Consider the following 26,946-nt stretch of genomic DNA (forward strand, 5'->3'; position numbering starts at 1 on the left):
AGTAAGATAATTCCTGCTTGATCGTTTCATTAAAGTACTCCCAAAAGGAGTGGCTTTTTCAGTGCCCTCGTATTAATCTGCGGGCCTTTTGTCTTTTCAAGGGATTTATTTCTTTCCCGTTAATACTGAATTGAATGAATAAAAATTCGAAATTGGATTTTTCTATTGCATCTTTAATTAACGTTTAAATAAAATATTTCATGAACAAATTGAACAATGATGCAGTCAATAAATCAAGTTTGAAGATTGGCCTTTTCGGCATCGGACTGGATACGTACTGGCCTCAGTTTGAAGGTTTGAAAGAACGTCTGGAAGGCTATTTAAATACGGTAGGGCAAAAGCTTTCCGACATTCATCCCTCTGTGGTTAACGCCGGACTGGTAGACAGTCCTGATAAAGCTTTTCTGGCAGGAAAATTATTTAAAACAGAAGATGTCGATCTGATCTTTTTATATGTCACCACATATGCCCTGTCATCAACCGTACTACCTGTAGTGCAACGGGCAAAGGTTCCTGTCATTATTTTAAACCTGGCACCTGAAGCTGCAATTGATTATGCCTCGTTTAATGCAATGAGTGATCGAACCAAAATGACAGGCGAATGGCTCTCTTACTGTTCTGCATGCCCGGTTCCTGAAATAGCAAATGTTTTTAAGCGCGTCGGTATCAGATTCCAGCAGATTACAGGTATGCTAAATGATGATCCTGAATGCTGGAACGAAGTTACTGAGTGGGTGGAAGCAGCAAAAGTTGCAAATATCATGGCCTTTAACCGACTGGGGTGCATGGGCCATTATTACAGCGGCATGCTCGATATCTATACTGACCTTACTCAGCAATATGCAAGCTTCGGCGGACACATTGAACTGCTGGAGGTTGAGGAACTTGCCAAATTAAGAAAAGAAGTAAGTGAGCAGGAAACTCAGGAAAGATTGAAATTATTCTATGAAACATTCGATGTACAACCTGATTGCCCTGAAAATGACATGGAAAAAGCAGCAATCACATCTGTTGCCCTTGATAAACTGGTAGAAAAACATCAGTTGGGTTCTATGGCTTATTATTACAAAGGGACCGGAAATCCTGAAAATGAAGAGGCTATTGCTTCCATCATTCTGGGAAATTCATTACTCACTGCCAATGGTATTCCGGTGGCAGGTGAGTATGAAATAAAAAATGTTCAGGCGATGAAAATTATGGATTCATTTGGCGCAGGAGGATCCTTTACTGAGTATTATGCCATGGATTTTAAAGATGATGTTGTTTTAATGGGCCATGATGGTCCCGGACATATTGCCATTGCAGAGGGGAAAACCAAAGTAAGGCCTTTGCATGTTTATCATGGTAAGGTTGGCAAGGGTGTTTCGGTAGAGATGATGGTTAAGAATGGTCCGGTTACATTACTTTCAGTTGTTGAAAAACAGGGCGGCGGACTAATGCTGCTGCTGGCTGAAGGCGAATCAGTTCCGGGTACAGTACTACAGATTGGAAATACAAATAGTCGTTACAAGTTTGAACCCGGCGCAAGAAAATTTGTAAATATGTGGAACAGTCATGGCCCGGCACATCATTGTGCTGTTGGCGTGGGACATATCGGCTCAAAAATTGAGAAACTGGGGCAGTTGTTAAATCTGGATGTTATCAAGGTATGCTAAACATCTTTTTAAAGAGAGAACTCTAAATTCAGAACTCTCTCTTTAAAATCAAATAATCAGTTCATTACAACCACACCCTTAGCTTCATAAGCAAGCTGTACTTTAGGACTGGTTATTGCCGCTATCTCAACTTCAGATTTACCTGCATCTTTAGCATAATGCTGAAGACTTTCAACCGATGTGGTATCCAGATATGCAAACCCATCCAGTATAACTTGCCTTCCTCCCAGATCCTTTGGAACAAATATCTTGTAATCTTTAAAAGTAACACGAACAGTTTCACCGTTTCCCAAATCCATAGTCATCCAGCAGCCTTTACTCTGACATACTTCCTTTACCTGTCCTTTAATCTTCAGATTTTTTTTGGTCTCTCCATTCATTGCTGACTGAAGTGAAGCCAGCTGAATAATATTATCGTTCCTTACTGAATCACCATAAATGGCCGTACCTTTTATAATTTCCGGTGTATCATTTTGAGTTTTTGACTGATTGTTGCATGCAGCTAAAAATCCAATTGAAATAAGTAAAAGCGCAATTCTTTTCATTTTATATTGGTTAATTGTTCAAAGTTCGTCAAAAATTAGTTAACCATATATCAGCCAAATAAAGCATTGAACACCTCTTCAACCTTTGCAACTGTATTAATTTCAATATTAAATCTCTGCCATTCAGGTGCAGATTTAATTCCTTTACCAGCAGGCAAATTGTACTTGGAAATAAATATTCGTTCAAAACCCAATTTTTCTGCTTCGGCAATACGCTGTTCAATACGGTTAACCGCCCTGATCTCGCCCGATAAACCAACCTCTGCGGCAAAGCAGGTTTTGCTGTCAACCGGCATATCCTCATGAGAAGAAATAATAGCAACAACTACCCCAAGATCAATTGCAGGGTCTTCAACTCTTAAACCACCTGCTATATTCAAAAAGACATCCTTTGCACTTAGTTTAAATCCGCAACGCTTCTCCAGCACGGCAAGGAGCATATTCATCCTCTTCGTATCAAAGCCCGTTGCAGAACGCTGAGGGGTTCCGTATGCCGAAACGCTCACCAATGCCTGCGACTCGATTAACATCGGTCTGAGGCCCTCCATCATAGCAGAAATCGTAATTCCGCTCAGAGGTTCATCCCTTTGCGACAGCAATATCTCTGAGGGGTTGGAAACTTCTCTTAATCCGCTGCCCTGCATTTCATAAATACCAAGTTCAGATGCCGAACCAAAACGGTTCTTCACAGCACGTAAAATACGGTAGACATGATGCCTGTCGCCCTCAAACTGCAATACCGTGTCGACCATATGTTCCAGAATCTTTGGCCCGGCAATCATTCCATCCTTTGTGATGTGCCCGATAAGAAATACCGGAGTACCGCTTTCCTTGGCAAAACGCAGTAGTTCAGCTGTACATTCCCTGACCTGCGATACACTGCCGGGAGTTGATTCAATATGTGCAGAATATAAAGTTTGAATGGAATCTACTACCAGCAGATCGGGTTGTAAGATTTCAATCTGCTTGAAGATATTCTGGGTAGATGTTTCAGTAAGAATATAGGTATCTGTCTTCTTTCCCGGCACATTAAGCAAACGTTCAGCACGCATTTTAATCTGCTGTTCACTTTCTTCACCCGATACATATAATACTTTGAGGCCCGGAAGATTTAATGCCACCTGCAGCATCAGTGTAGATTTACCAATCCCTGGTTCACCACCGATCAGAATAATAGAACCACTGACAATACCCCCCCCAAGAACACGGTTTAGTTCCTTATCAGGAGTAATCAGCCGATGCTCTTCACTGTAAACTATTTCATGAATTGCTGAAGGTTTATTGGCACGCTGAGTACTTGCAGAAGCAGCTTTCCAGTCGGGAACCGACTGATTTCCCTTCTCAATAATTTCTTCTACAAATGTGTTCCATTGATTACATGAGGGGCATTTACCAAGCCATTTGGCAGATTCGTATCCGCAACTCTGACAGAAATAAGCGGAACGTGTTTTTGCCATTGTTTTTTAGATTTAGAGATTGCTAATTTATCGAAAAGATAGCTATCAAATACAAAACAGGATATTCGTAAATAAAAAATGTGCAAACGGGTTAGTATCATTTGCACATTTCTTATTTTGATAAGAGCTTTACAGCTTAATTTCTTCTTCCTTTGAATTTAGAAAGTGGAATTCTGTAAGGTAGTAGGACGGAACCGCCTTAACCTTGATCCACTTACTGAATTTAAAGAACCATTTCCATTGAATGGATATCAGCCCCTTTTTAATATAGGCTTCAATATACGGATGAACACATAAAGTGATGCTGCGCTCATTCTGCTCGTTAAGAATGTAATTCAGATTACTTTCGATATCATCCATTAAAATGATACTGGCCTTTATTTCTCCTGTACCATTACAGGCCGGGCATTTCTCATTGGTTATGATATTCATCTCAGGCCTTACACGCTGACGGGTAAGCTGAACAAGTCCGAATTTACTTGGAGGCAAAATGGTGTGTTTCGCACGATCAAGCAACATCAGATCCTTAAGATGATCAAAAAGTTCTTTACGGTTCTGAGGTTTGTGCATATCGATGAAATCGATAACCACGATACCACCCATATCACGCAGACGCAGCTGCCTGGCGATCTCCTTTGCAGCTTCCATATTGATCATCAGCGCATTTTGCTCCTGATTTTCAGTATTGGCTGTACGGTTACCACTATTTACATCAATAACATGAAGAGCTTCTGTATGTTCAATAACAAGGTAAGCACCACCCGGAAGGTTTACTGTACGTCCGAAAGCAGCTTTAATCTGCTTTTCAATACCAAAATGTTCAAAGATTGGTTCTTTGCCTCTGTAAAGCTTTACAATCTTCTCCATTTCAGGCGAGATCTCATGAACATAGGATCTGATCTCCTCATATAAAGCAGGATCTCCGATATGTATGTTTGTGAAATCGGTATTCAAAATATCCCTGAGGATAGTTGAAGTACGTCCCATTTCACCTAAAATCTTTTTTGACGGCTCTGTAAGCGGTAAACGGGTTGTGAATTTTTCCCATTTATCGATCAGGTCGAGAAGATCCTTCTGTAACTCTGCAACACCCTTACCTTCAGAAACTGTACGGATGATCACACCAAAGTTTTTCGGTTTGATGCTTTCTACTATTTTCTTAAGCCGGTTACGCTCTGTATTACTCTTAATTTTTTTGGATATAGAAATAACATCCGAAAAAGGAACAAGCACAGCAAAGCGGCCTGCAATAGAAATATCTGAGCTTAAACGCGGACCTTTTGTTGAGATCGGCTCTTTAGCGATCTGTACAGGAAGCAACATATTCCGGTTCAGAATCTCTGAGATCTTACCGGTTTTGTTAATATCCGTTTCCAGCCTGAAACTATTGAGCAGTTTATCTTTGTAACTGCCACTTTTTACAATCTTGGTAAGCTTTAACAGGGATTGAACCTGAGGCCCAAGGTCAAGATAATGCAGAAAAGCATCTTTTTCATAGCCCACATCAACAAAGGCAGCATTCAGCCCGGGCATGATCTTCTTAATCTTACCGAGATAAATATCGCCAACAGCATAATTGTTGCTGACCTGCTCTGTGTTTAATTCTACGAGTTGCTTGTCTTGCAGTAAAGCAATAGTAACCCCGCTGGGGGATGAATTGATAATTAATTCTTTTACCAATGGCTAAATTTAAGACACCGGTTGGGTAACCGGTATACGTTTAAAACAAGAGAAAAATAAAAACAAAGAAATAAATTTAACCTCCAACGCAAAACTGCGGGAGGTTAAATTATTTTATAAGTCTTTTAAGAAACCTGATCCGGAGGATCAAATCCGTATAAGACTATTTTTTCTTATGTCTGTTTTTTCTTAAGCGCTTTTTACGCTTGTGAGTAGCCATTTTATGTCTTTTTCTTTTTTTACCGCTTGGCATAATGTTGTTTTTTAAAATGTTTTATAATCTAATTACTTAATTCAGTCACTTTTCGATCAACAAACTGACTCATATTTGGGTCAGCCGCAATCTCTTTTGTTTTCAAATAGGCTGCAATAGCTTCAGTTTTCATGTCCATGTTCTCATAGCTGGACGCCAGATAGAACCATGCCTCAGCACTGGGTGCTATTGCAATTACTGTTTTAAAACGCTCAACAGCCTTATCAAACTGACCTGATTTCATCGAAAACAAGCCCAGATTCAGGTTAGCCTTTAAGTTTTTCGGGTCCTGCTTTACTACGTCAAGCAATAAAGTAATTCCCTGCATTGGATTCGGTGTTCCTGTTACGTAGGCAATACCCAATCCGGTTTTAACTTCCGGAGTATTTGGTTTAATCTTATCAGCTTTTTGATAAGAGCTGATAGCCTTTTGAACCAATGCCGGTTGAACAATAGTATCCATACTTTGCTGATAAGCATCCGTAAATTTATCACCTGCTTTTAACCATGAATCAAAATCAGGCTCTTTCTCAGCAATTAATTCATAGTAAAACGCTGCAGGAGTGGGCTGATTAACATCATCCCATTGCTGAGCAAGTTGCTTTTGAATATTTAGCTTTTCACCTTCCGACGCACTTTTAAGCATTGCCTCCAGATCAGAAACCTGCTTCTTCAGACTAGCATTTAAAGTTTTCTTTGCCGTCTCTGAAACCTCCTCAACACTTACTGCCTTTACAGGCGCTGCTGCAGGAACTGCACTGGATGCCGAAGCATTTTCTTCAGGCTTAACCAAACCCTGGATATCTAAAGAAAGCAGTATTCCCATCAGTATTACTACTGAACCAATGACTACAATTTGCTTTCTGTTCAACATTCGGGAGATTTTATATTATTTATTACCGGTTTTTACCTTTTCAACAAAAACCTTGGCAGGCTTAAAACTTGGAACAAAATGCTCAGGAATAATGATAGCCGTATTTTTTGAAATATTTCTTGCTGTTTTCTTCGCTCTCTTCTTCACTACAAAGCTGCCAAAACCTCTAACGTAAACGTTTTCACCATTTACCATTGAATTTTTTACAACTTTGAAAAATGCTTCAACTGCTTCCTGTACATCTACCTTCTCAATTCCGGTTTTATTAGAGATCTCTGTAATGATTTCTGCCTTGGTCATATCTATTTTCTTTAATTTTTGACTCTAAATACTTAACTTATTTGGGGTTGCAAAAGTATTGGTTTTAATTGAATTGGGGAAATAAATTTGCTTTTTTTTAAACCAAGTAACTATAAAACAAATAGTAAGATACTTTTGCATCCATAAATACGCATATATTAAAGATCTAAATGAATTTTGCCGGACTAATAATTGATTGGTACAAATCCCATAAACGGGATCTTCCATGGAGAAAAACATCAGATCCTTACATCATATGGTTATCAGAAATTATCATGCAGCAAACCCGTGTAGAACAGGGTACACCTTATTTTAACCGCTTTGCAGAAAATTTTCCTACTGTAAAAGATTTTGCTTCAGCAGGGGAAGATGAGATACTGAAACTCTGGCAGGGATTAGGCTATTATTCCAGAGGAAGGAATATGCACTATACTGCCCGCATGGTTATGGAAGACTATGCCGGATATTTTCCATCTGACTATGATTCACTGATCCGGCTAAAGGGGATTGGTGAATATACCGCCGCTGCTATAGCATCATTTGCAGCAAATGAACCAAGGGCTGTCGTAGACGGAAATGTATTCAGACTTCTTTCCAGATATTTTGGTATTGAAACACCCATCAATTCCGGAAAAGGCAAAAAATTATTCACCGAACTGGCGAATGAACTGATGGATAAAGACCGGGCCGGCGAATTTAATCAGGCTATTATGGAGTTTGGCTCACTTCAATGTAAACCCAAAAGTCCGGATTGCTCAATTTGCCCGCTACAGTTGGGTTGTGTTGCCAGAAAGACCGCAAAAATCAATGAGCTACCGGTAAAAATCAAAACATTAAAAGTCAGAGACCGTTATTTCAATTATTTCATTGCAATCAAAAATGATCAGATACTAATTAACAAACGATTATCAGGTGATATCTGGGAGAATCTTCATGATCTACCTCTGTTTGAGACTAATGAACCTACAGCTCCGGAAGAATTACTCAGATCAAAGCATTTCATAAACTGTTTTGGGAAGAATTCGAAAATATGTTCAGTTTCTGCACCGGTAAAACATATTTTAAGTCATCAGAGACTGCATACCCGGTTTATACAAATCGATAATTTCAGTGAAGATTTTACTTCAATAAAATCATGGTTTTATGTAAATCCCGACGATCTGGAAAAATTTGCACAGCCAAAACTAATTTTCCAATTCTTCGAAAATTTCCTTAGATTAACTAAATGAATTATGTCAAATCAGCACTATGTCGGGAATTAACAAAGTCATTTTAGTTGGACATTTAGGCAAGGATCCTGAAGTCCGGCACCTTGATGGAGGGGTTACTGTTGCCAGTTTCCCTTTAGCTACATCAGAGTCTTACAATAAAGATGGTCGGAAAATTGAACAAACCGAATGGCATAATATCGTCATGTGGCGGGGTTTAGCCGATATCGCCTCCAAATATCTCCAAAAAGGGAAACTGGTGTATATTGAGGGGAAACTCAGAACACGCTCATTTGAAGATAAAGAAGGGCATAAAAAATATACTACAGAAGTTGTGGCCGAAAACTTTACGATGCTTGGCCGAAAGAGTGATTTCGAAAATGAAAATGGCGAAGGTTCACATCAGTCAAAACCTGAAAATGGAATAGCTAAAGAGGATTTGCCAATGAACTATGACAAAGATACTGCGGCAGATGATGATCTTCCGTTCTAAAACAAAAAACCCGGTACATGCCGGGTTTTTTGTTTGAATTAATTATTTGGATTTCATCTCCATATAGTCCAGCGTCAATCCTGACAAGGCCTTAACTCCAAGTTTAAATGAACTTTCATCGATCATAAAATCAGGTGTATGATGTGAAGGAGCTAATTTGGGATCCATTCCTTTCGGCATTCCTCCGAGGAAGAAAAATAAACCCGGTACCTTTTCCTGAAAGAATGAAAAATCTTCTGCACCGGTAATTGGCGGTATCAGTTTAACATTCCCGGCACCGGCAACTTTTGCTAAACTTGGAAGCATTTTTTCAGTCAGTGCAGGGTCGTTAAAAGTTACAGGATAATGATTGCTGTATGGAATTTTTATTTCTACGGTAGCACCACCTGCCTCTGCAGTTTTAGTTGCTATGGTTTTAATTCTGCTGATCAGCAGCTTTTCATCCTCAACGCTTAGAGCCCTGATTGTACCCAGCATTTCAGCCTGCTCAGGAATAATGTTGGAACGTACACCCGCATGCAGGGATCCAATGGTAACCACACCTGCATTTTCAGTAATATTCAGATTACGGCTCACAATAGTCTGTAAATTATTGATGATCTGCGCAGAGATCACGATCGGATCAACCGATGCCCAAGGAGCAGCTCCATGTGCCTGTCTTCCTTTCACAATAATCTGCATATCATTTACTCCGGCCATCATTCCACCCGGACGGTAAGTAATCTTTCCGGCTTCGGTCTGAGCCCAGATATGCAGGCCGAAAGCCACATCAACTTTAGGGTTTTCGAGTACTCCTTCCTTAACCATTAATTCAGCACCTCCTTCAACTCCCGGAGCAGAACCCTCTTCAGCCGGCTGAAATATAAATTTCACACTGCCCTTCAGGTCAGCTTTCATTCCCGCCAGAACCTCTGCAACACCCATGAGTATGGCAACATGCGAATCGTGGCCACAGGCATGCATAACACCTACTTCCTGACCATTGTATTGTGTCCTAACCTTTGAAGCAAAAGGAAGAGCATTTCTCTCTGTCACAGGCAGGCCATCCATATCTGCCCTCAATGCAACAACTGGTCCGGGTTTGCCTCCTTTTAATAATCCTACTACACCTGTTCTGGCAACACCGGTCTTCACTTCAATGCCTAAGCTTTCCAAATGTTTAGCAATAATTCCGGCGGTTCTGACTTCATTATTACCCAATTCAGGATGCGCATGAAAATCACGGCGCCATTCTATAACCTTTGCTTCAATTTTATCGGCTGCAGTATTCAGTTTTGATTTAACAGCTACAGTTTGTGAGAATGCAGGTACAGAAAACAGAAATAAGCCTGCAAAAAATAATTTGTTCATAATAAATGATTAGAGACTAAAAGTAATGAAAAGAATAGGAAATTCAAGTGCTCATCAGGCCCCCTGAAGAACCTCTTTAAGTAGCCTGACATTTTCGGGATCGGTTTCATAGTAAGCACAGGGATCCATACCGTTCGGATAAATGGAATCAGGAATTGCAGCTAAATGCGTCTTTGCTGTTGTATGAAATTCATGCGCACCTGTTTCCCTGAGAATTTCATTTAAATTAAAATTGGTAATCCCGGATCCGGGCATAATACTGATCCTTGAACCTGCCTGTTCAACAAGCGATTTTAGCTTATCCAATGCATCAATTGCATGTACTTTCCCTCCCGAAGTCAGAATACGGCGGCAGCCCAGCTGAATAATATCTTCCAGGCCAACTTCCATATCTTTACAGCGGTCAAAAGCCCGATGAAAAGTTATCTGCATTGATCCGGCAAGCGAAATCAACTCTGAACATCTTTCTGTATCAATACTTCCGTCCCTTTTGAGCATTCCGATAACAACTCCATCACATTTCAGTTTACGACACAAGATTACATCTTCCTTCATCACCTCAAACTCGTCCTGAGAATAGACGAAATCACCACCACGTGGTCTGATAATCGGGAAAAAAGGAATATGAAGCAGCTTCTTACATTGAGAAATCATGCCTGCAGAGGGAGTTGTCCCACCTTCAGCAAGATTATCACAAAGTTCCACCCTATCTGCACCATTGGCTTGTGCAATCAGAGCTGAATTTAATGTTCCTGCACAGATTTCAAGAGTATAATTTGGCATCCTAATAATAGCTCGGGGATTTTACCAGCTGTTTCTGGTCATTTTGATCGCAAACAGCAAAACTGAATCCTTTCTGAATAGCAAAACCACCATACTGCCCCTTTTTATTCAGTGCCAGAAAACCAACCTGGATCTGCTTTGCCGTATCAGGTTTTTTTCTGATGATTCGCATCACCGCCTCTTTACAAGCTTCCTCCGGAGAATAACCCTGACGCATCAGTTCAACAACCAGAAAGCTTCCTACATTACGGATTACCTCTTCGCCTACACCCGTTGAAGTAGCCCCTCCAACTTCATTATCAATGTAAAGTCCGGCTCCAATGATCGGCGAATCGCCAACACGCCCATGCATTTTATAAGCCATACCACTCGTTGTGCAGGCTCCTGAAAGGTTTCCTGCAGCATCAAGGGCAATCATTCCAATGGTATCGTGATTATATTGATTCCCGGGTAGTTTTGCCGGACTGAAAAGTCTGTTCTCAACATTTATCTCGGGATTATATTTTGCAGTTTTAAGCCATTCTTTCCAGGCTTTTTCTGATTCGGGAGTCAGCAGATTTTCTTTTTTAAAACCCTGATCAAGAGCAAACTGCAATGCTCCTGCACCTACCAGCATGACATGCGGGGTTTTTTCCATTACCCTTCTGGCAACAGAAATGGGATGCAGAATATGCTCTAAAGCTGCAACGCTTCCACAATTGCCGAAATCATCCATGATGCAGGCATCAACAGTTACACGCCCATCACGGTCAGGCAATCCGCCATAACCTACTGATTGATTATTTGGATCAGCTTCAGGAACATGAACTCCTTTTTCTACCGCATCCAATGCCCTGCCCTTATCTTTTAATACCTGCCATGCTGCTGCATTTGCGGCAATTCCAAAATCCCAGGTTGAAATTACAATTGGAGAATTTTTAATTGGGGTACCCGGAAATTCGGCCATAACTTTGCTTCCGCTGAGTACTGAAGCGCCGGCAAGTGAGGTGGCGGCTATGAATTTACGTCGATTGATCATAATTAAAGGTAGTATTTAAGACAGACAAGCTAAAACAAAAAATCCCCTTAATCGTGAAATTAAGAGGATCTTTTAAGGACTATTAACCTTAGATTGTGGTATTGATCCTCAACTCTTTTAACTGCTCATCAGCAATTGTTGAAGGTGAATCGATCATTACATCTCTTCCTGAATTATTCTTAGGGAAAGCAATCACATCGCGAATTGAATCCAGCCCGGCGAAAATTGAAACCAACCTGTCGAATCCAAAGGCGATACCACCATGGGGAGGAGCACCATATTCAAACGCATCCAGCAAGAATCCGAATTGTTTCTGTGCTTCTTCAACACTAAATCCAAGGTGTTTGAACATCAGCGACTGTAATTCTCTGTCGTGGATACGAATAGAGCCCCCGCCAATTTCTGTACCATTGACAACCATATCATAGGCATTTGCCCTTACCTGTCCCGGATTGGTATCAAGCATGGCAATATCTTCGGGTTTAGGTGAAGTAAACGGGTGGTGCATTGCATGGTACCTGCCACTTTCTTCGTCCCACTCCAGGAGAGGAAAATCGAGTACCCAAAGTGGAGCAAATGTATCTTTATTGCGTAAGCCAAGACGGTTACCCATTTCCAGACGAAGTTCATTTAACTGCTTGCGTACTTTGTCTGTTTGACCTGCCATTATCAGAATCAAATCGCCAGGCTCAGAATTAAATGCTGCAGACCATTTCTTCAGTTCATCTTCACTGTAGAATTTATCTACAGAAGATTTTAAGCTGCCATCAGCACCATGACGCAAATAGATCAGTCCGGTAGCACCAATCTGCGGACGTTTTATAAAATCGGTCAATTCATCAATCTGCTTTCTGGTGTATTCTGCACAACCTTTTGCATTTATACCAACAACCAGCTCTGCATTATCAAAAACAGGAAAATCTTTCCCCTTTACAATATCATTAAGCTCAACGAACTTCATGTCGAAACGGGTGTCCGGTTTATCAGAACCATATAAACGCATTGCATCAGCATACTGCATTCTTGGAACTTCAGCCAGATCAATACCTTTTATGTTTTTGAATAAAGTACGGATCAAGCCTTCAAAAACATTTAAAATATCTTCCTGCTCAATAAAAGCCATTTCACAGTCAATCTGAGTAAACTCCGGCTGTCTGTCGGCACGAAGATCCTCATCACGGAAACATTTTACGATCTGGAAGTATCTGTCGAAACCTGAAACCATAAGCAATTGCTTAAAGGTTTGAGGTGACTGTGGTAAAGCATAAAATTCGCCCGGATTCATACGACTTGGAACAACGAAATCGCGTGCACCTTCAGGAGTTGACTTAATCAGAACAGGGGTTTCGACCTCAATAAAATCTAATCCGTCAAGATAACGCCTCACTTCCTGCGCCATTTTATGGCGAAGAACCAGATTACTTCTAACCGGATTACGACGAAGATCAAGATAGCGATACTTCATACGCAGATCATCACCACCATCGGTTTCGTCTTCAATCAGGAAAGGAGGCAATTTTGCGGCATTGAGCAGTTCAAGTTTCGAAACCTTGATCTCAATCTCTCCGGTAGGCATTTTCTGATTTTTATTGGAACGCTCAATAACCCTTCCGCTAACTTTTATCACAAACTCTCTTCCCAGTTCACGTGCCTGTGCTCTCATTTCAGCATTATCATCAGAATTGAATGTTAACTGTGTGATACCGTAACGGTCGCGCATGTCAATAAAAGTCATTCCTCCCAGATCGCGCGATTTCTGCACCCATCCGGTTAGAGTTACTTCCTTATTCAAATCAGCTATGGTTAATTCGCCGCAAGTATGTGTTCTTAGCATAATTTTGTTCTAATCCGCAAAAGTACAGTTTTTAGAAAAACGATAAGTAATTTATTGAATTTTTGTAAAATCAATTAAAATTATCGTTGCAGGTATGGATTTCAGGATGTTTTTTCTAAAATATTTGAGAAAAACATAAAATCTTAACCAGATCATCGCAGGTACGAGATTATTGCAGGTATCGAAACCTCCATCTTAGCACACTCATAAATTTCATTGAATCGCATCTGAAAACTTCTTGCCTTTTCAATATCCCGTTCAAATTAAATATCATATCCCGGAGGGATCAAGCTTGTAAGACCTGTATACTCTATGAGCTTTTTGGACGTCTATTGGTCGTCTGTTAGTCGTATATTGGTCGTAGTTATGACAATTACAGACGACTAAAATACGTGCCAGATACGAATTACATATATAGAACAAAGAATAACAAGTAAAGTCTTACATGACTTAGAGATAATCATTTATTGAGCTGAACAGATAGATTTATTAGTAACCTGCGGAACAAATTATGTTTATTCATTCATCATGAGACTTTAGCCAGAGAATATTGTTTAATTCAAATTGTTTAATTTTTCTATATCTTTGTTGCATCAACAGGGGTGCCTTGTTTGCGATATCAAACACAAAAACAGGCTGAGAATATACCCATCGATGGAGTTGTAAGTTATAAGTTTTTAGGTTATAAGTTTCGCGAATACTTAATAATCAATGCTCAAAACCCAAACTTCTGAGAGCACCTGATCCGGATAATGCCGGCGTAGGGAGGCACAAGTTAATTGGCTGCATATTACCCCATTATGCAGGGTCTTTAACGAATTAAACATTTAAATTGAAAAAGCTATTATTCATTGCTGCGGTGATACTGATGCCTTTTATGGTATCGGCTCAGTTTTCCATTACTGGAAAAATCTCGGACAAAAGTACAGGATCAGCATTGGCAGGAGCCTCTGTTAACCTGGAAAATTCATTTTCTTCTACCCGGACTGATGCTTCGGGGAATTATTCTATAAAAAATTTGAAAGCAGGTAATTATCTGATCAGGGTAACTTATCTGGGTTATCTTTCTGTTCAGCACCATATCAACCTGAACGGAAACATCACTCTTGATCTGGAGCTTATTACAAACAGCTTACCGGCCGATGAAGTTTTAGTCAGGTCCACCCGCGCATCTGAAAATTCAGCAAGCACATACAGCAATATCAGTAAAGAGGATCTGGAAAAGAATAATCTTGGGCAGGATCTGCCTTTTCTTCTGAATCAAAGTCCATCAGTTGTTGTAAGCTCAGATGCAGGAAATGGTGTAGGTTATACGGGTATCCGCATCCGCGGAAGTGATCCAACCCGACTAAATGTTACAATTAACGGCATTCCCTACAATGATCCCGAAAGTCAGGGAACCTATTGGGTAAATCTGCCTGATTTTGCATCATCGGTTGATAATATTCAGATACAGAGGGGAGTAGGTTCCTCTACTAACGGTGCAGGAGCATTCGGGGGAAGTTTAAACATCCAAACCACTACCCGGAACGACTCGGCCTATGCAGAACTTAATAATACCATCGGTTCATACCAGACCGCTAAGAATACTATTAACATAGGAACCGGATTGATTGCGAATAAATTCAGCTTAGACGGCCGTTTGTCAAGAATACAATCTGATGGATACATGGACCGTGCATCCTCAATGCTAAAATCTTATTTCATGAGTGCGGCATGGTACGGCAAGAAAGATTTACTCCGTGCCAATGTATTTTCAGGTTCAGAAAAAACTTACCAGGCATGGAATGGCGTACCTGAAAATCTGCTGAAAACAAACCGCACATTTAACGGTTTTACCTACGACGACCAGACAGATAATTATATTCAGGATCACTATCAGCTCTTGTATTCGCACACTTTCTCTTCTGCTTTTTCTGCAAACGCTGCTCTGCATTATACTCATGGTAGAGGGTATTATGAGGAATTTAAAGAAGACCAGAATCTTTCTAATTACGGAATAGCGCCATATACTTCAGGTGGGATAAGTATCAGCAGAAGCGATCTGGTGAGACGGCGCTGGCTGGATAACGATTTTTATGGTATGACTTATTCCCTTAACTACACTCCTTCAAAGGCATTTAACTTCACATTAGGTGGAGCATACAATGAATACGATGGCGATCATTTCGGAGAAGTAATCAGAGGCCAGTTTATTCCTATCGGCAACAGTTTACCGCGTTACTATAATGGAAATGGTTTTAAAACAGATTTTAATACTTATGCTAAAGCTGAGTATGGAATTGGTAAATTAAATCTTTTCGCTGACCTGCAATTGAGAAGTATTGACTATAAAATAAGCGGAACCGATAAAAACAGAATGGATCTGAATCAGTCAGACAAGCTGAATTTTTTCAATCCGAAAATTGGATTCAGTTATGATCTTGAACAGGGTAGCAGTCTGTATGCTTCGGCCGCAGTTGCAAACAAAGAACCAAACCGCGACGATTATATCAATTCAAATCCTGCAAACCGCCCTTCATCAGAAAACCTGACGGATATTGAAGCCGGCTACCGTCTCAGAAGAGGCAGATTTACTGCGGGTTTGAATGGCTATGCCATGTTTTACAAAGATCAGCTGGTTCTAACCGGAAAAGTGAATGATGTGGGTGAATATATCCGTCAGAATGTAGACAAGAGTAATCGACTCGGACTTGAGATTGATAGTAAATTACAGATTAACAATCAGTTATCATGGGCATTTACCGCAGCAATCAGTAAAAATAAAATCAAAAATTTCACAGAATATGTGGATGATTATGACAATGGTGGCCAGATCGTCAATAATTACACAAATACGGATCTTGCATTCTCACCAAAGTTTGTCGGATCATCAGAACTCAGCTTTCTGCCATTCAAAAAAACTGAGATTGCCCTCATCAGCAAATACGTGAGCGATCAGTATCTGGATAATACTTCCAATTCGGAACGTATGCTCGATGCATTCTTTGTAAATGATCTGCGTCTCAGGTACAATACATCGATTAAAGGAGTAAAGAATATTGGTGTGACCCTTCTGTTTAATAATATTTTCTCAGAGCTGTATGAAGCCAACGGGTATACATTCAGTTATCTATATGGTGGTACATTTACAACCGAAAACTATTATTACCCGCAGGCACCACGTAATTTTTTACTTTCACTTAGTTTGAAATTTTAATCATAAGGCTGACAGTCCCGGACTTGATCCGGGATTGAACCCTGTCAGCCTTAAATAAACGATATGAAAAAGTATATCTCCAGATTTCATTACCTGACTCAGGATCTGCCTCATCGCAGTCATATTGAACAAACAGAAATTGCCTGTAAAGCAGGGGCAAACTGGGTACAATACCGTTGTTTTTCAAAACCGGATGAGGAAATGATTCAGGAGCTGCATCAGGTGGCTTCAATCTGTGATGACTGGGGTGCGACGCTTATTCTGACCGATCATTATCATTTGCTGGATAAAGTTGATGCTCAGGGTGTTCATATTGAAGACATGCAAGCTGATTTTGTGCAGATCCGGAAGATCATCAGCGATGAAAAAACACTTGGTGCTTCTGCAAATACCATAGCAAACATAGAAAGGATCTCAAAATCAGGTGTGGTAGATTATGCCGGATGTGGTCCATTTGCCCATACCGATACCAAACCCAACGATCTCCCGTTACTGGAAACCGAAGGATACAGGGAGATCAGTACTAAAATGAAAGCTCTAAACATTGGCCTGCCGATTCTTGCAATTGGAGGAGTAAAATCAGAGGATACAGAAGCATTAATGCAAAGCGGAATTTATGGAATCGCTGTTTCATCAGCCATAAATCTGGCAGAAAACCCTGCTGAAGCCATTAAAGATTTTTATAAAAAGATCTATTAAGGCTCTACTATTAAAAGCCTTTCCTATTTTTGAGGTATGTCTTCACATCATATCGTTCGCGAAAAGCAGGAACCGGCATTACTGATCATGAGCCTTGATGGCTTTGAGGATGAGAATCTGGGTCAGATTCTGGAATGGAGTCCGACGGTGATTGTTCATGAAGATATTTATGAAGAAACCGATTCAATGGCCTTTAAAATTGATGCCGTTGTTACAAGTAATTCGCATTTCAGGACACAGGAAAACACACGTCTGATCATCACAGACACCGATCCGCTGGAAGATGCTTTTAAATTTCTGGTCGGAGAACAATACCCTGCAGTAAATGTAATCATCAATACCTTCGTGCTTAAAGATTATGCTCTTTTTGTTGATGAGATCAATATTGTAGTGTTTATAGGCAATAAAAAAATATTCCCTGTCAGATCAGGTTTCAGCAAATGGTTGCCGGCAGGTGAAAAAGTGGAGATTCTACATGAAGTACATCATCTGCAAACAAGCGGATTGATCCTGCTTGAAGATCATATTCTTGAAACAGAAAAAGATGGGTTTTATTCCCTCACATTTGAACAGCCTTTTATTTTCATAGCAGAAACTATTTAGTATGCCGATAAGAAAAGCAACAGATCGGGATATCCCACTTATCATGGAACTTGCCCAAAAAACCTGGTGGTCAACTTATACCAATGTTATTCCGGATGAGCAGATAAATTTTATGCTTGAGGATATGTATTCGGAAGAAAGTCTGAAAAAACAAATGGAATCAGGTATTGAGTTTATAATCACCGAAAGGGAGAATATCCCCACCGGTTTCGCCGCCTTTTCACAAAATGATACCGATAAACAGGTTTTTAAGATCCACAAATTATATGTGTTGCCTTCAGAGCAGGGGAGAGGAACAGGAAAAGAATTAATCAATTACATTTCAGCTTCAGCAAAAAAACTGGGCGGAAATACTCTTGAATTAAATGTAAACCGTGGAAACAATGCACAGAATTTCTACCTGAAATCAGGTTTCAGCATCTTCCAGACTGTGGATATACCCTACCATCAGTTTGTTCTGAATGATTATGTAATGAGGAAGACAATTTAAGGCCTGCTATTAAGCTTAGGTATTCTTTTCGGAGTGTCTTTCCCTGCAACAATACTTCTTGCACTCAATGCAATAGCTTTAATTGTTGCATGAATATTTGCTACCTCCAGTGTTTCAAATTCATCATTCACCGTGTGATAGAATTTATCTGTATCGATCTGATCAGTTGATATGGTATGAGCCGGAACTCCCAGAGCTGCCAGTGTTGCATTATCACTGCGGTAAAATAGATTCTGGGTTGGATAGGGATCAGGGTGAAACTTAAAATCCGTTCCGACCAGGTTTTTTTGAAGAATCTCTCCAAAATCAGATCTTTCATATCCGGTAATAAAAGCCGCATTTTTGCCGAACTTCGATTCTTTGCCAATCATCTCGATGTTGAACATTGCAGCAACATCATCCGGATTTAAGAGCGAAGAGAAATGACGGGCACCGAAACCTCCAACTTCTTCTGCTGTGAATGCAACAAATATCAGAGTCCTTTCATTATTATTCAGTTTCTTGTAGTATTTAGCAAGAGAAATTACGGCGGTAGTACCTGAAGCGTCATCATCTGCTCCGTTTGCAATGGCATCACCATCAACTTCTTCGACTATACCTAAATGATCGTAATGTGCTGAAATTAAAACCAGTTCTTTTGCTTTAGAGCTGCCGGGCAGCATCCCTGCTACGTTAAACAAGGGAAGTTCTTCAATCTTATTGCTGAAACTGACCTTATACGAAGCAGCATCTGATTCGCCAAGAATGAATACTGCAGCTGCAGTTTGATTCTGCTTTTCAACTATACGACCCCGGCTACTGTTATCCTTAAGGCGTTTAAACATCTGAGCATGCTGATTATCAACCAGTACCAGAACCGGTGATTTCATCGCTGTTATTTCCCTGTATTTCTGAATGAACTGATCTCCGGAGGCTATAAGTATTACCTTGTTCCCTGAGCTTTGATCAAAATCTGAAGATGGCAGATCTGAAATAAGCAGTACATTTTGCTGATCAATTGTTTTTCCGTTTATCGTAGCCTGAATAGCTTCAGGCTTGATTCTCCTGACCATAAAGTCCTGTCTGAAATCATTATCACCGGCGAGTGGCTTAAGGCCAATCTGCTTAAATTCATTTTCTATGAACTTTGCAGCTCTGTCAATACCCGGGTTAAAAGTTCCTCTGCCTTCCATTTCATCAGAAGAAAGTGTCTTTATAATTCGGGCAACATCTGCTTGTTTAATAATCTGCCCGGGTTTCTGAGCATAAACGGCAGTAACGAATAATATGGTGATAAATCCGGCTAAGACTTTTTTCATTTGTTTCTGATCTTAAGATTGGTTAGTGGCAGAGGCGAAGTTAAAAATTCAAATACATTTAATTAATCCCAGTCGTATTTTTCTGAGTCGGGAGAAGGGTTTTCTGAAAGAATTTGTTTTTGCTGCTCCAGACTTCTGCTGACCCTGGTTTCATGAACTCCATCAATTACTGAATAGTCCTTTTCTCTGGTTTTCCCCGATTGATAAATAGCAGTATCATCCCTATTCTGCAAGGCTACATCGTAAGGCCCTTTATTACTCATCAGCTTCACTAAAACCGGCAGACATTCGAAAAGAATAAATAAAAAAGCGATGAATGATACGGCCAGCCAGTTATCAATGTCTCTTGTTCCGTCTTCTTTAATAGTCAACTGCCCTAATGCACGATTCCTGTCAGCAAATCCGGCCATATTTGCAAGACTATCGAGTTGTCCGGCACTATACATTTTCTGATCAAGTAAGCCTTCATGCAGTTTACGATTTATAAAAAAAGTATCCAGAGCAGCCATTTCCTGCCGGACTGTTTCCAGTCTTTGCTCCTTTTTCGAGAGTACACTCTCCTTTTGTTTGGCGTAAGTTCCATATCCGGTAATACCCGAAGTCTGGTTAGTTTTATCACCAAATACTTCCTGGTTAAGAATAAATCTTGAACGGTTTATATCTTTCTCAAGCGAATCCTTTTCCTTTTTAAGATCCGCAGTTTTCTGCATTTCAGCCGAATATTTCAGTTCAAATGTATTCTTGAGCGTATCGATCTTTGCCCGCTGATCTTTCAGGTAAGTGGTTTTTAACTGCTGACGGATCTCCTTATCAAATATCTTCAGTTCCAGAGGTCTGGATATTACGATACCAATCAATACTGCAAGAACAATCCTTGGAGTAGCCTGTATAAATTGCTTAAGCCCCGATCCGCTTTTGCTGATCCCGGAAACAATATACCGGTCCATGTTAAAAATGGCCAATCCCCATATTAGACCAAATGCTATGGCAAACCAAACTGCTGCCCCGGTGCCTGAAAAGACAAAATACATGGCATATCCACCCGATAAAGCAGCAAACAATGCAGTGAAGAAAATGGTAGCACCTATACCCACGTATTTATTATGTTCTGTGGGGTATTTCTTTAAAGTACCGGTATGTGCTCCCGAACAGAACCAAAAAAAATCACTCAGATGCTTCATCTAAAATAGATTACAGAGATTTAACTATGTATTAAACGCCCGTATATCCGACATGTTACAGTTCAGGCTGATGTTTCACATATTTCAGAACTTTACTATTATTTAAGGAAAAGCGTACCTTTACATAATATATTAAAATCATGAAAGAGATAACCGTACAGGAGCTAAAACAAAAGATCGACAATAAAGAAGATTTTCAGATTATTGATGTTCGTGAACCGTTTGAATACGAAATGTCAAATATCAACGGACTAAACATTCCATTGGCAGGAGTTGTACTGGAGGCAGATAAGATCAGCAGAGACAAACCTGTAATCATGCAATGCCGCAGCGGTGCCAGAAGTGCAGCAGCACTAAACCAGCTTGAGCAGCAGTTTGGTTATACCAATCTTTACAATTTAAAAGGTGGTATTCTTGCCTGGGCAGCAGAATTTGAGCCTGGAATGAAGGTTTATTAATGCCAGATGATTAAGAAGGTCTTATTTAATATTTTACTGAACCTGGCCATTATCGTGCTTGTCATGAGTTTAGCCTGGTCATACAAAAATGGATATTACCTGTATATTTTTGCAGGACTGCCACCCTTAGCCATGATGATCTATCTGAAGATCAGACTGGTAAAAAGTGTGAAGGAACTGACAAAAAATAAACAGGGATAATCCCTTTCTAAGCTTTCAAAGAGTTCAGGGCTTAATAAGGCCCAGACCCGGAGTTTCAGAAAGTACCCATTTCCCATCCCTGAACTCAGGATCCCGGTAAGGATTATTACTGGTAAGGAATGGTCCGTCGAGATCTGCCCAGTCACATAGTGGCGCCAATGCCGCTGCTGCAAGCGTTCCGCAGCTGGTTTCACTCATACAGCCGATTAATGTTTTCAGGCCCAGCTCTTTGGCTTTCATGATCATCCGGTATCCTTCATGCATACCAGCACTCTTCATCAGTTTCATATTGATACCATGATAAACCCCTTTAGCCTTTTCAACATCAGCATAACGCTGAACTGACTCATCTCCAACTATGGCAATCGGACTTCTTTCTGTTATCCATGCGTTAGAGTCTACATCATCTTTTGCCATTGGCTGCTCTATCAGAACTACTCCCTGTTCATGTAACCAGAAAACCATATCCAAACCTTCCTGTTTATCATTCCAGCCCTGATTAGCATCCACATACAAAGGTTTATCAGTAACTGAACGGATCGTATTGATCAGCTCCTTATCATTGTCCCGGCCAAGTTTAACCTTAATAATATGGCAATCTTCGCCCTCCCTTATTTTCTGTAAAAGTACTTCAGGTGTATCAATTCCAAGAGTATAAGAAGTTGGCGGCATTTTATCCGGATCAGATCCAAAATATTTATAGCAGGCTTTCTGTTCAATTTTACCACGGAGATCATGAAGCGCAATATCTATTGCCGCTTTAATATTCGGGTTACCCGGCGCAATACTATCCAGATATTCTACAAGCTCATCAAAATTGAATGGCGTTTTCAGCCATGAAAGATCAACTTTTTTCATGAAAGCTGTAGCTGTATCAATATTCTCACCCATATAAGGCACCATTGAAGCTTCCCCATAACCCGTAAACCCTTCATGGCTAATCTCCATTAACATGATCGGAGTTGAGGTACGCGAAAATTTAGCAATGGTAAAGGGATGTCTTAAATTAAGTTCAAAGGGTTTATAACTGATCTTCATTTGAGTGGATTTGAGATACGAAATAACGAAATAAATAATTCCGGAAGCCAAACAATTGAATAAATGTCTGCAAATTTATATAACAGAGCATCTAATGGTTAAATTTATGGCTTGATTTTGCGAACAGTATAATATGGAAAAACTAAAAATATCAACAGCGCAGTTTGAAAATAAAAGCGGCGATAAGGAGTATAATTTATCTGTTATCGATAATCTGGCTGCCAAAGCTGCTGCAGAGGGTTCAAAAGTCATAGCATTTCATGAGTGTTCCATTACAGGTTACACCTTCGCAAGAAATCTTTCAAAAGAACAAATGCTTGATCTGGCTGAATATATTCCTGATGGCCCCAGCATCAGACAGCTGATACAGATCGCAGCTAAACATAACATAAGCATCTTAGCCGGGCTTTTTGAAAAAGATTTGGATGAAAATATCTATAAAGCTTATGTATGTGTTGATAAAAATGGCCTGATTGCCCGACACAGAAAACTGCACCCCTTTATCAATTCCCATATAAAGGCCGGCAATTCTTACACTGTTTTTGATCTGAACGGCTGGAAATGCGGAATTCTGATCTGCTATGATAATAATGTAATTGAAAACGTAAGAGCGACGGTGCTCCTCGGTGCGGATGTCATTTTTATGCCTCATGTAACTATGTGCACCCCTTCAACCCGTCCAGGAGCCGGCTTTGTGGATCCTGCTTTGTGGAAAAATCGCGAGAATGATCCTACCTCCCTGCGTCTCGAATTTGATGGAATGAAAGGAAGGGATTGGCTCATGAAATGGCTTCCTTCAAGAGCCTACGATAATGGTATTTATGCAGTTTTTTCCAATCCAATTGGCATGGACGATGACCAGCTTAAAAATGGTTGTTCAATGATTATTGATCCTTTCGGGGATATTCTGGAAGAATGCAGATCGTTTGACGATTCATTTGTAAGTACAACGCTCATACCTGAAAAATTGAAACAGGCAGGTGGTTACCGTTATACCAAAGCCAGAAGGCCTGAACTTTATAGAGAGATTATCGGGCAGCAGCATCAGTCTGAGCTGAATGTGGCCTGGCTTAATCAGGGAAATAAAAAAAATAGTTAACCAGTTATTTACGGATACTGCAAAAAACCAGATCCTCAAGATATTCCACAACTAACTGTTCGTCCCTGCTCTCGCCAAAATCTGTAAGAGAAGGTAAATGATTCATAAAAAACACCTGCAAATGTGCCATTTCAATTATTGTACTTGCAAGTGAGCGTGGGTGCGTATAATGCGGATTATATTCAAGTATAATTCCTGCAATTAAGGAACAAAGATCTTTATAGGGTTTGAATAACCTGTCCTTGTTATCATCCGATACATGTTTGGTCAGATATGCTTTTGAACCTTCAGCAATAATTATCTGATGCAAAATACTTTCATTAACATAGATTGTACTGTCATCATCAATAACATTTGCGGCAAGCAGCTGAATAAGCTTCTTTAACTTAATTGAGGGATCAGAAATATTATTCAGATGAAAGGTAACCCTGAACTCAAGCCAGCTCCAGTACCATGCAGTAAGATAGATCAGCAAACGATGTTTATTTTCAAAATACCTGTAAATACCGGCCTCTGTTGAGCCAATCACTTCTGCCAGCTTCTTAAATGTAAATGCTTCAAAGCCATTTTCATAAATCAGTTGAATACTGAATTGAATAATCTTTCTGCCGAGTTCTGTTTGTTCAGGATTACGAACAAACAATTTCTCATTCATCTTTATCTGAAGCTGTAATTCCATAAATCTGATTATTGAACCATAAATACAAATTGCCTTCTGTTATTTCAGGTTTGTAAAGTTAAATAAAAGTTTTACAATTAAATTAGATAGTAATACTATCATTTGATATGATAAAACTATCTTCGTATTATCAAACTAAACAGGAATTCAAGTAGAAACAATCAATTTTACAGACCCACAAATTATAAATTAAGAAAGATGAAAACATTAACTAAAGAATTACAGGATGCTATTTCTCCGGCCTTAGCTTTAGATCTCTTAACAGAAGGAAATAAGCGGTTTGTAAACAATCTTAAAATAAACCGGAATTTGCTGCAGCAGGCCAACGAGACTTCAGACGGACAGCATCCTTTCGCAGTTATTCTGAGCTGCATCGATTCAAGAACTTCTGCTGAACTGATTTTTGACCAGGGACTTGGAGATATATTCAGCGTTCGGATTGCCGGAAATATTCTGAACGAAGACATTCTGGGAAGCATGGAATTCGGATGTAAAATTGCCGGATCAAAAATCATTGTTGTATTGGGACATACTAAATGCGGGGCGGTGAAGGGTGCCTGCGACCATGTAGAAATGGGAAATCTAACCTCATTATTAACTAAAATCAGGCCGGCTGTTGATGATGAAGCCACTGTTAAATCAGATCGAAATTCATCCAATGCTGATTTTGTTGAAAAGGTATCGGTAATTAATGTGAAACGTACGGTAAAGGCTATAATGGAAAGAAGTCCGATACTTAAGGAAATGATTGAATCCGGACAGATTGGTATTGTTGGCGGAACTCATGATATTACTACCGGTATTGTTAAATTTTATGATGATGCTATGATCATTAAATAATTCGGGGGTGGTTGCTGAGGCTTAGCCGACACCCTTGATATTCCTTAGAATCGGGCATGAAATACTACCGACTCCTTTAAAAACAGTTTTCTAAAATTAGCCGCATGTACAAATTAACCTTTATTGCCCTTTTAAGTCTTTTTACGATCACTTCCAATGCTCAGAATACCAGAATATCTGACCGGAATACAATTGGCTGGATGGCTTATACCGGAACTATTAAATTAAATGAAAAATGGGGGTTGCACACAGAACTGCAGTTTCGACGGGATAATCTGATTGCTGACCCGCAGCAAAATCTGTTTAGAACGGGAATCAACTATACTCTCAATAACAAGCTTAGTTTAAGAGCCGGTTATGCATTGGCAGAAACCTTTAACTACGGCAGCATACCTTTAAATAACCTTGGAAAACAGTTTACTGAACACCGGATCTATCAGATGGCAACTCTCAGTGATAAATCCGGAATATTCGAAATTAGCCATCGTTTCATGCTCGAGCAAAGATGGATTGGCAGATACACAAACACTTCATTAACAAAAGAGGATGATTTTGTGTTCTGGAACAGAATGAGGTATATGCTCAGAACCAATATTCCATTAAAAGGAATAACTATCGCTGATAAAACCCCTTATCTGGCTCTTTATGATGAAATTCTCATCGGATTTGGCAAAAATGTCAATGAAAATGTATTCGATCAGAACAGATTAGCCATACTGCTGGGTTATCGGTTTTCTCCCAAAGTACGTATCGAAAGTGGTTTCTTGAATCAAACCCTGCAATTTTCGCGGGAACTTAACGGAAGTAACGTTTTTCAATATAATAATGGTTTGATCTTAAACAGTGTGTTCAATTTTTAAACAGCACAGATCAGGGCCATTTCAATGGCTCAACGGTATCTGAAAACATTAAATAGTTTTTAAGCCTGAATTTCAATTATTTCCAATTAAATGATTAAATTTAAATAGATCTGATCAAGATCTTATTTCAAACAGATCAAAGCCGGATATTATGAAAAATTTCGGATGCATTTTATTGATACTGTTATCATTTACATTTGGATGTAAAACACGAAATACGCCAAAAACTCCCAAAAGAGATGTTACAATGGCGCTCAATATATCAGGCGAAAACAATACAGGAACAGCTTTCATCAGTATTGACTACTATCGCCTGCAGTTACTGAATGAACTGGAAAATTTTCAGCCTGTGAACTTTGTATTGGTCGAAAATGATGAAAACCCGGAAGTAACTGTAAATATCAGGATTGATCATTTTATGCTTTGGCCCAGGGATGAGAGAATGTCAAGAAGAAGAGTGAGCCGGAATGTGCAGGTTGGAAACAACAGCAACGGCAAGCCGGTCTATCAGACTGTATATGCACTTGTTGATATTGTACAGGTGCAAAGACGATCAAATGCACGATTTACCGGTTCAATTACAATTAAGGGCGAAAAACCCCTGAAATTTCAAAGAGCATTCAATTCAAACTATAACTATGTAAATACTTATATCGATAATATTCAGGGTGATGCCAGAGCCGTTGACGGTTCACTGAACATGTTGCGGGGAATAGGCATAGAGCCCATGGAAAATGACTTCATCCTGCTGCTTTCAAAACAGGAAATGACAAGAACCTTGTCTTATGAGCTTAGAAAATATTACGATACAGCGACGAAAATCAGGAAATAAGAAATCCCTGTTTACTACC

27 protein-coding genes are annotated in these 26,946 nt (G+C 39.8%); 13 read left to right on the forward strand and 14 right to left on the reverse strand.

Annotated elements, in window-relative coordinates:
- Positions 1–200 precede the first annotated feature (200 nt).
- On the forward strand, positions 201–1,655 hold the full coding sequence (locus P2W72_RS05960) for an arabinose isomerase (RefSeq protein WP_276360038.1): 1,455 nt from the start codon (positions 201–203) through the stop codon (positions 1,653–1,655).
- A 56-nt stretch (positions 1,656–1,711) separates the two neighbouring features.
- Here P2W72_RS05960 and P2W72_RS05965 read toward each other — a convergent pair whose 3' ends face one another.
- From P2W72_RS05965 to P2W72_RS05990, 6 genes are all read right to left on the reverse strand, one after another.
- Positions 1,712–2,200: a DUF4920 domain-containing protein gene (locus P2W72_RS05965; protein ID WP_276360041.1), complete on the reverse strand. Its 489-nt coding sequence runs from the start codon at positions 2,198–2,200 to the stop codon at positions 1,712–1,714.
- Between the two features lie 50 nt (positions 2,201–2,250).
- Positions 2,251–3,657: a DNA repair protein RadA gene (radA, locus tag P2W72_RS05970; RefSeq protein ID WP_276360043.1), complete on the reverse strand. Its 1,407-nt coding sequence runs from the start codon at positions 3,655–3,657 to the stop codon at positions 2,251–2,253.
- 129 nt (positions 3,658–3,786) lie between these two features.
- Positions 3,787–5,337: an Rne/Rng family ribonuclease gene (locus tag P2W72_RS05975; RefSeq protein ID WP_276360045.1), complete on the reverse strand. Its 1,551-nt coding sequence runs from the start codon at positions 5,335–5,337 to the stop codon at positions 3,787–3,789.
- A gap of 163 nt (positions 5,338–5,500) precedes the next feature.
- Positions 5,501–5,590 (reverse strand): hypothetical protein, encoded by a 90-nt coding sequence (locus tag P2W72_RS05980; RefSeq protein WP_008506795.1) that lies wholly within the window; start codon positions 5,588–5,590, stop codon positions 5,501–5,503.
- Positions 5,591–5,618: 28 nt separating this feature from the next.
- Complete coding sequence (locus P2W72_RS05985; protein WP_276360047.1) at positions 5,619–6,464, reverse strand: tetratricopeptide repeat protein; 846 nt, start codon at positions 6,462–6,464, stop codon at positions 5,619–5,621.
- 15 nt (positions 6,465–6,479) lie between these two features.
- Entirely contained in the window at positions 6,480–6,764 is a 285-nt protein-coding gene (locus P2W72_RS05990; RefSeq protein ID WP_276360049.1) for an HU family DNA-binding protein, read from the reverse strand.
- A 170-nt stretch (positions 6,765–6,934) separates the two neighbouring features.
- Here P2W72_RS05990 and mutY point away from each other — a divergent pair, with 170 nt between their 5' ends.
- Both mutY and P2W72_RS06000 read left to right on the forward strand, forming a co-directional pair.
- Positions 6,935–7,993 carry an A/G-specific adenine glycosylase gene (gene mutY, locus P2W72_RS05995; RefSeq protein ID WP_276360051.1) on the forward strand — a complete coding sequence of 353 codons (1,059 nt, stop codon included), beginning with the start codon at positions 6,935–6,937 and terminating at the stop codon, positions 7,991–7,993.
- Between the two features lie 19 nt (positions 7,994–8,012).
- Complete coding sequence (locus P2W72_RS06000; RefSeq protein ID WP_276360053.1) at positions 8,013–8,465, forward strand: single-stranded DNA-binding protein; 453 nt, start codon at positions 8,013–8,015, stop codon at positions 8,463–8,465.
- A 42-nt stretch (positions 8,466–8,507) separates the two neighbouring features.
- Here P2W72_RS06000 and P2W72_RS06005 read toward each other — a convergent pair whose 3' ends face one another.
- The 4 genes from P2W72_RS06005 to aspS form a co-directional block, all read right to left on the reverse strand.
- Complete coding sequence (locus tag P2W72_RS06005) at positions 8,508–9,815, reverse strand: amidohydrolase (protein ID WP_276360055.1); 1,308 nt, start codon at positions 9,813–9,815, stop codon at positions 8,508–8,510.
- Between the two features lie 54 nt (positions 9,816–9,869).
- Positions 9,870–10,598 carry a copper homeostasis protein CutC gene (locus P2W72_RS06010; protein WP_276360057.1) on the reverse strand — a complete coding sequence of 243 codons (729 nt, stop codon included), beginning with the start codon at positions 10,596–10,598 and terminating at the stop codon, positions 9,870–9,872.
- Between the two features lies 1 nt (position 10,599).
- Positions 10,600–11,616 carry a N(4)-(beta-N-acetylglucosaminyl)-L-asparaginase gene (locus P2W72_RS06015; protein ID WP_276360059.1) on the reverse strand — a complete coding sequence of 339 codons (1,017 nt, stop codon included), beginning with the start codon at positions 11,614–11,616 and terminating at the stop codon, positions 10,600–10,602.
- Positions 11,617–11,704: 88 nt separating this feature from the next.
- A complete protein-coding gene (aspS, locus tag P2W72_RS06020) occupies positions 11,705–13,450 on the reverse strand; it encodes an aspartate--tRNA ligase (protein ID WP_276360061.1) in 1,746 nt (581 codons plus the stop codon).
- 832 nt (positions 13,451–14,282) lie between these two features.
- Here aspS and P2W72_RS06025 point away from each other — a divergent pair.
- From P2W72_RS06025 to P2W72_RS06040, 4 genes are all read left to right on the forward strand, one after another.
- Positions 14,283–16,649: a TonB-dependent receptor gene (locus tag P2W72_RS06025; RefSeq protein ID WP_346429769.1), complete on the forward strand. Its 2,367-nt coding sequence runs from the start codon at positions 14,283–14,285 to the stop codon at positions 16,647–16,649.
- A 63-nt stretch (positions 16,650–16,712) separates the two neighbouring features.
- Positions 16,713–17,348 carry a thiamine phosphate synthase gene (locus tag P2W72_RS06030; RefSeq protein WP_276360063.1) on the forward strand — a complete coding sequence of 212 codons (636 nt, stop codon included), beginning with the start codon at positions 16,713–16,715 and terminating at the stop codon, positions 17,346–17,348.
- Positions 17,349–17,384: 36 nt separating this feature from the next.
- On the forward strand, positions 17,385–17,951 hold the full coding sequence (locus P2W72_RS06035) for a thiamine pyrophosphokinase (protein ID WP_276360066.1): 567 nt from the start codon (positions 17,385–17,387) through the stop codon (positions 17,949–17,951).
- 1 nt (position 17,952) lies between these two features.
- The gene (locus tag P2W72_RS06040; RefSeq protein ID WP_276360068.1) at positions 17,953–18,441 is read left to right on the forward strand and encodes a GNAT family N-acetyltransferase; all 489 of its coding nucleotides are present in this window, start codon (positions 17,953–17,955) and stop codon (positions 18,439–18,441) included.
- Here the strand turns inward: P2W72_RS06040 and P2W72_RS06045 are convergent.
- Positions 18,438–19,739: a M20/M25/M40 family metallo-hydrolase gene (locus P2W72_RS06045; RefSeq protein WP_276360070.1), complete on the reverse strand. Its 1,302-nt coding sequence runs from the start codon at positions 19,737–19,739 to the stop codon at positions 18,438–18,440. The genes P2W72_RS06040 and P2W72_RS06045 overlap by 4 nt on opposite strands.
- Before the next feature lie 62 nt (positions 19,740–19,801).
- Complete coding sequence (locus P2W72_RS06050) at positions 19,802–20,920, reverse strand: DUF4407 domain-containing protein (RefSeq protein ID WP_276360073.1); 1,119 nt, start codon at positions 20,918–20,920, stop codon at positions 19,802–19,804.
- A 140-nt stretch (positions 20,921–21,060) separates the two neighbouring features.
- Between P2W72_RS06050 and P2W72_RS06055 the strand changes: the two genes are divergently transcribed.
- Positions 21,061–21,378: a rhodanese-like domain-containing protein gene (locus tag P2W72_RS06055; protein WP_276360076.1), complete on the forward strand. Its 318-nt coding sequence runs from the start codon at positions 21,061–21,063 to the stop codon at positions 21,376–21,378.
- 6 nt (positions 21,379–21,384) lie between these two features.
- Positions 21,385–21,579 (forward strand): DUF6358 family protein, encoded by a 195-nt coding sequence (locus tag P2W72_RS06060; protein ID WP_276360078.1) that lies wholly within the window; start codon positions 21,385–21,387, stop codon positions 21,577–21,579.
- A 24-nt stretch (positions 21,580–21,603) separates the two neighbouring features.
- On the opposite strand, the gene P2W72_RS06065 is transcribed toward P2W72_RS06060, so the two are convergent.
- Positions 21,604–22,617 (reverse strand): dipeptide epimerase, encoded by a 1,014-nt coding sequence (locus tag P2W72_RS06065; protein WP_276360080.1) that lies wholly within the window; start codon positions 22,615–22,617, stop codon positions 21,604–21,606.
- 133 nt (positions 22,618–22,750) lie between these two features.
- Between P2W72_RS06065 and P2W72_RS06070 the strand changes: the two genes are divergently transcribed.
- Positions 22,751–23,716, forward strand: coding sequence for a nitrilase family protein (locus tag P2W72_RS06070; RefSeq protein WP_276360082.1), 966 nt, complete (start codon positions 22,751–22,753; stop codon positions 23,714–23,716).
- A gap of 4 nt (positions 23,717–23,720) precedes the next feature.
- Here the strand turns inward: P2W72_RS06070 and P2W72_RS06075 are convergent, their stop codons facing one another.
- Positions 23,721–24,395, reverse strand: a complete 675-nt coding sequence (locus P2W72_RS06075; RefSeq protein ID WP_276360084.1) for a TetR/AcrR family transcriptional regulator — start codon at positions 24,393–24,395, stop codon at positions 23,721–23,723.
- A gap of 198 nt (positions 24,396–24,593) precedes the next feature.
- Between P2W72_RS06075 and P2W72_RS06080 the strand changes: the two genes are divergently transcribed.
- The 3 genes from P2W72_RS06080 (at position 24,594) to P2W72_RS06090 (ending at position 26,927) form a co-directional block, all read left to right on the forward strand.
- Complete coding sequence (locus tag P2W72_RS06080) at positions 24,594–25,235, forward strand: carbonic anhydrase family protein (RefSeq protein WP_276360086.1); 642 nt, start codon at positions 24,594–24,596, stop codon at positions 25,233–25,235.
- 104 nt (positions 25,236–25,339) lie between these two features.
- A complete protein-coding gene (locus P2W72_RS06085) occupies positions 25,340–26,095 on the forward strand; it encodes a DUF2490 domain-containing protein (RefSeq protein ID WP_276360088.1) in 756 nt (251 codons plus the stop codon).
- A 151-nt stretch (positions 26,096–26,246) separates the two neighbouring features.
- A complete protein-coding gene (locus P2W72_RS06090; protein ID WP_276360091.1) occupies positions 26,247–26,927 on the forward strand; it encodes a hypothetical protein in 681 nt (226 codons plus the stop codon).
- The last annotated feature ends 19 nt before the right edge of the window (positions 26,928–26,946 follow it).

Source organism: Daejeonella sp. H1SJ63 (assembly GCF_029360775.1).
Lineage (GTDB): Bacteria > Bacteroidota > Bacteroidia > Sphingobacteriales > Sphingobacteriaceae > Daejeonella.

What these genes read in the sequence shown, in the direction of transcription:
- P2W72_RS06045 (WP_276360070.1), bottom strand. Translation starts at nt 19,739, where the DNA reads ATGAAAAAAGTCTTAGCCGGATTTATCACCATATTATTCGTTACTGCC.
- P2W72_RS06015 (WP_276360059.1), bottom strand. Translation starts at nt 11,616, where the DNA reads ATGATCAATCGACGTAAATTCATAGCCGCCACCTCACTTGCCGGCGCT.
- P2W72_RS06070 (WP_276360082.1), top strand. Translation starts at nt 22,751, where the DNA reads ATGGAAAAACTAAAAATATCAACAGCGCAGTTTGAAAATAAAAGCGGC.
- P2W72_RS06035 (WP_276360066.1), top strand. Translation starts at nt 17,385, where the DNA reads ATGTCTTCACATCATATCGTTCGCGAAAAGCAGGAACCGGCATTACTG.
- P2W72_RS06030 (WP_276360063.1), top strand. Translation starts at nt 16,713, where the DNA reads ATGAAAAAGTATATCTCCAGATTTCATTACCTGACTCAGGATCTGCCT.
- P2W72_RS06075 (WP_276360084.1), bottom strand. Translation starts at nt 24,395, where the DNA reads ATGGAATTACAGCTTCAGATAAAGATGAATGAGAAATTGTTTGTTCGT.
- P2W72_RS06085 (WP_276360088.1), top strand. Translation starts at nt 25,340, where the DNA reads ATGTACAAATTAACCTTTATTGCCCTTTTAAGTCTTTTTACGATCACT.
- P2W72_RS06050 (WP_276360073.1), bottom strand. Translation starts at nt 20,920, where the DNA reads ATGAAGCATCTGAGTGATTTTTTTTGGTTCTGTTCGGGAGCACATACC.
- P2W72_RS06005 (WP_276360055.1), bottom strand. Translation starts at nt 9,815, where the DNA reads ATGAACAAATTATTTTTTGCAGGCTTATTTCTGTTTTCTGTACCTGCA.
- P2W72_RS05980 (WP_008506795.1), bottom strand. Translation starts at nt 5,590, where the DNA reads ATGCCAAGCGGTAAAAAAAGAAAAAGACATAAAATGGCTACTCACAAG.
- P2W72_RS06080 (WP_276360086.1), top strand. Translation starts at nt 24,594, where the DNA reads ATGAAAACATTAACTAAAGAATTACAGGATGCTATTTCTCCGGCCTTA.
- P2W72_RS06060 (WP_276360078.1), top strand. Translation starts at nt 21,385, where the DNA reads ATGATTAAGAAGGTCTTATTTAATATTTTACTGAACCTGGCCATTATC.
- P2W72_RS06000 (WP_276360053.1), top strand. Translation starts at nt 8,013, where the DNA reads ATGTCGGGAATTAACAAAGTCATTTTAGTTGGACATTTAGGCAAGGAT.
- P2W72_RS06055 (WP_276360076.1), top strand. Translation starts at nt 21,061, where the DNA reads ATGAAAGAGATAACCGTACAGGAGCTAAAACAAAAGATCGACAATAAA.
- P2W72_RS05990 (WP_276360049.1), bottom strand. Translation starts at nt 6,764, where the DNA reads ATGACCAAGGCAGAAATCATTACAGAGATCTCTAATAAAACCGGAATT.
- mutY (WP_276360051.1), top strand. Translation starts at nt 6,935, where the DNA reads ATGAATTTTGCCGGACTAATAATTGATTGGTACAAATCCCATAAACGG.
- P2W72_RS06065 (WP_276360080.1), bottom strand. Translation starts at nt 22,617, where the DNA reads ATGAAGATCAGTTATAAACCCTTTGAACTTAATTTAAGACATCCCTTT.
- P2W72_RS05985 (WP_276360047.1), bottom strand. Translation starts at nt 6,464, where the DNA reads ATGTTGAACAGAAAGCAAATTGTAGTCATTGGTTCAGTAGTAATACTG.
- P2W72_RS05965 (WP_276360041.1), bottom strand. Translation starts at nt 2,200, where the DNA reads ATGAAAAGAATTGCGCTTTTACTTATTTCAATTGGATTTTTAGCTGCA.
- P2W72_RS05960 (WP_276360038.1), top strand. Translation starts at nt 201, where the DNA reads ATGAACAAATTGAACAATGATGCAGTCAATAAATCAAGTTTGAAGATT.
- P2W72_RS06090 (WP_276360091.1), top strand. Translation starts at nt 26,247, where the DNA reads ATGAAAAATTTCGGATGCATTTTATTGATACTGTTATCATTTACATTT.
- P2W72_RS06010 (WP_276360057.1), bottom strand. Translation starts at nt 10,598, where the DNA reads ATGCCAAATTATACTCTTGAAATCTGTGCAGGAACATTAAATTCAGCT.
- radA (WP_276360043.1), bottom strand. Translation starts at nt 3,657, where the DNA reads ATGGCAAAAACACGTTCCGCTTATTTCTGTCAGAGTTGCGGATACGAA.
- P2W72_RS06040 (WP_276360068.1), top strand. Translation starts at nt 17,953, where the DNA reads ATGCCGATAAGAAAAGCAACAGATCGGGATATCCCACTTATCATGGAA.
- aspS (WP_276360061.1), bottom strand. Translation starts at nt 13,450, where the DNA reads ATGCTAAGAACACATACTTGCGGCGAATTAACCATAGCTGATTTGAAT.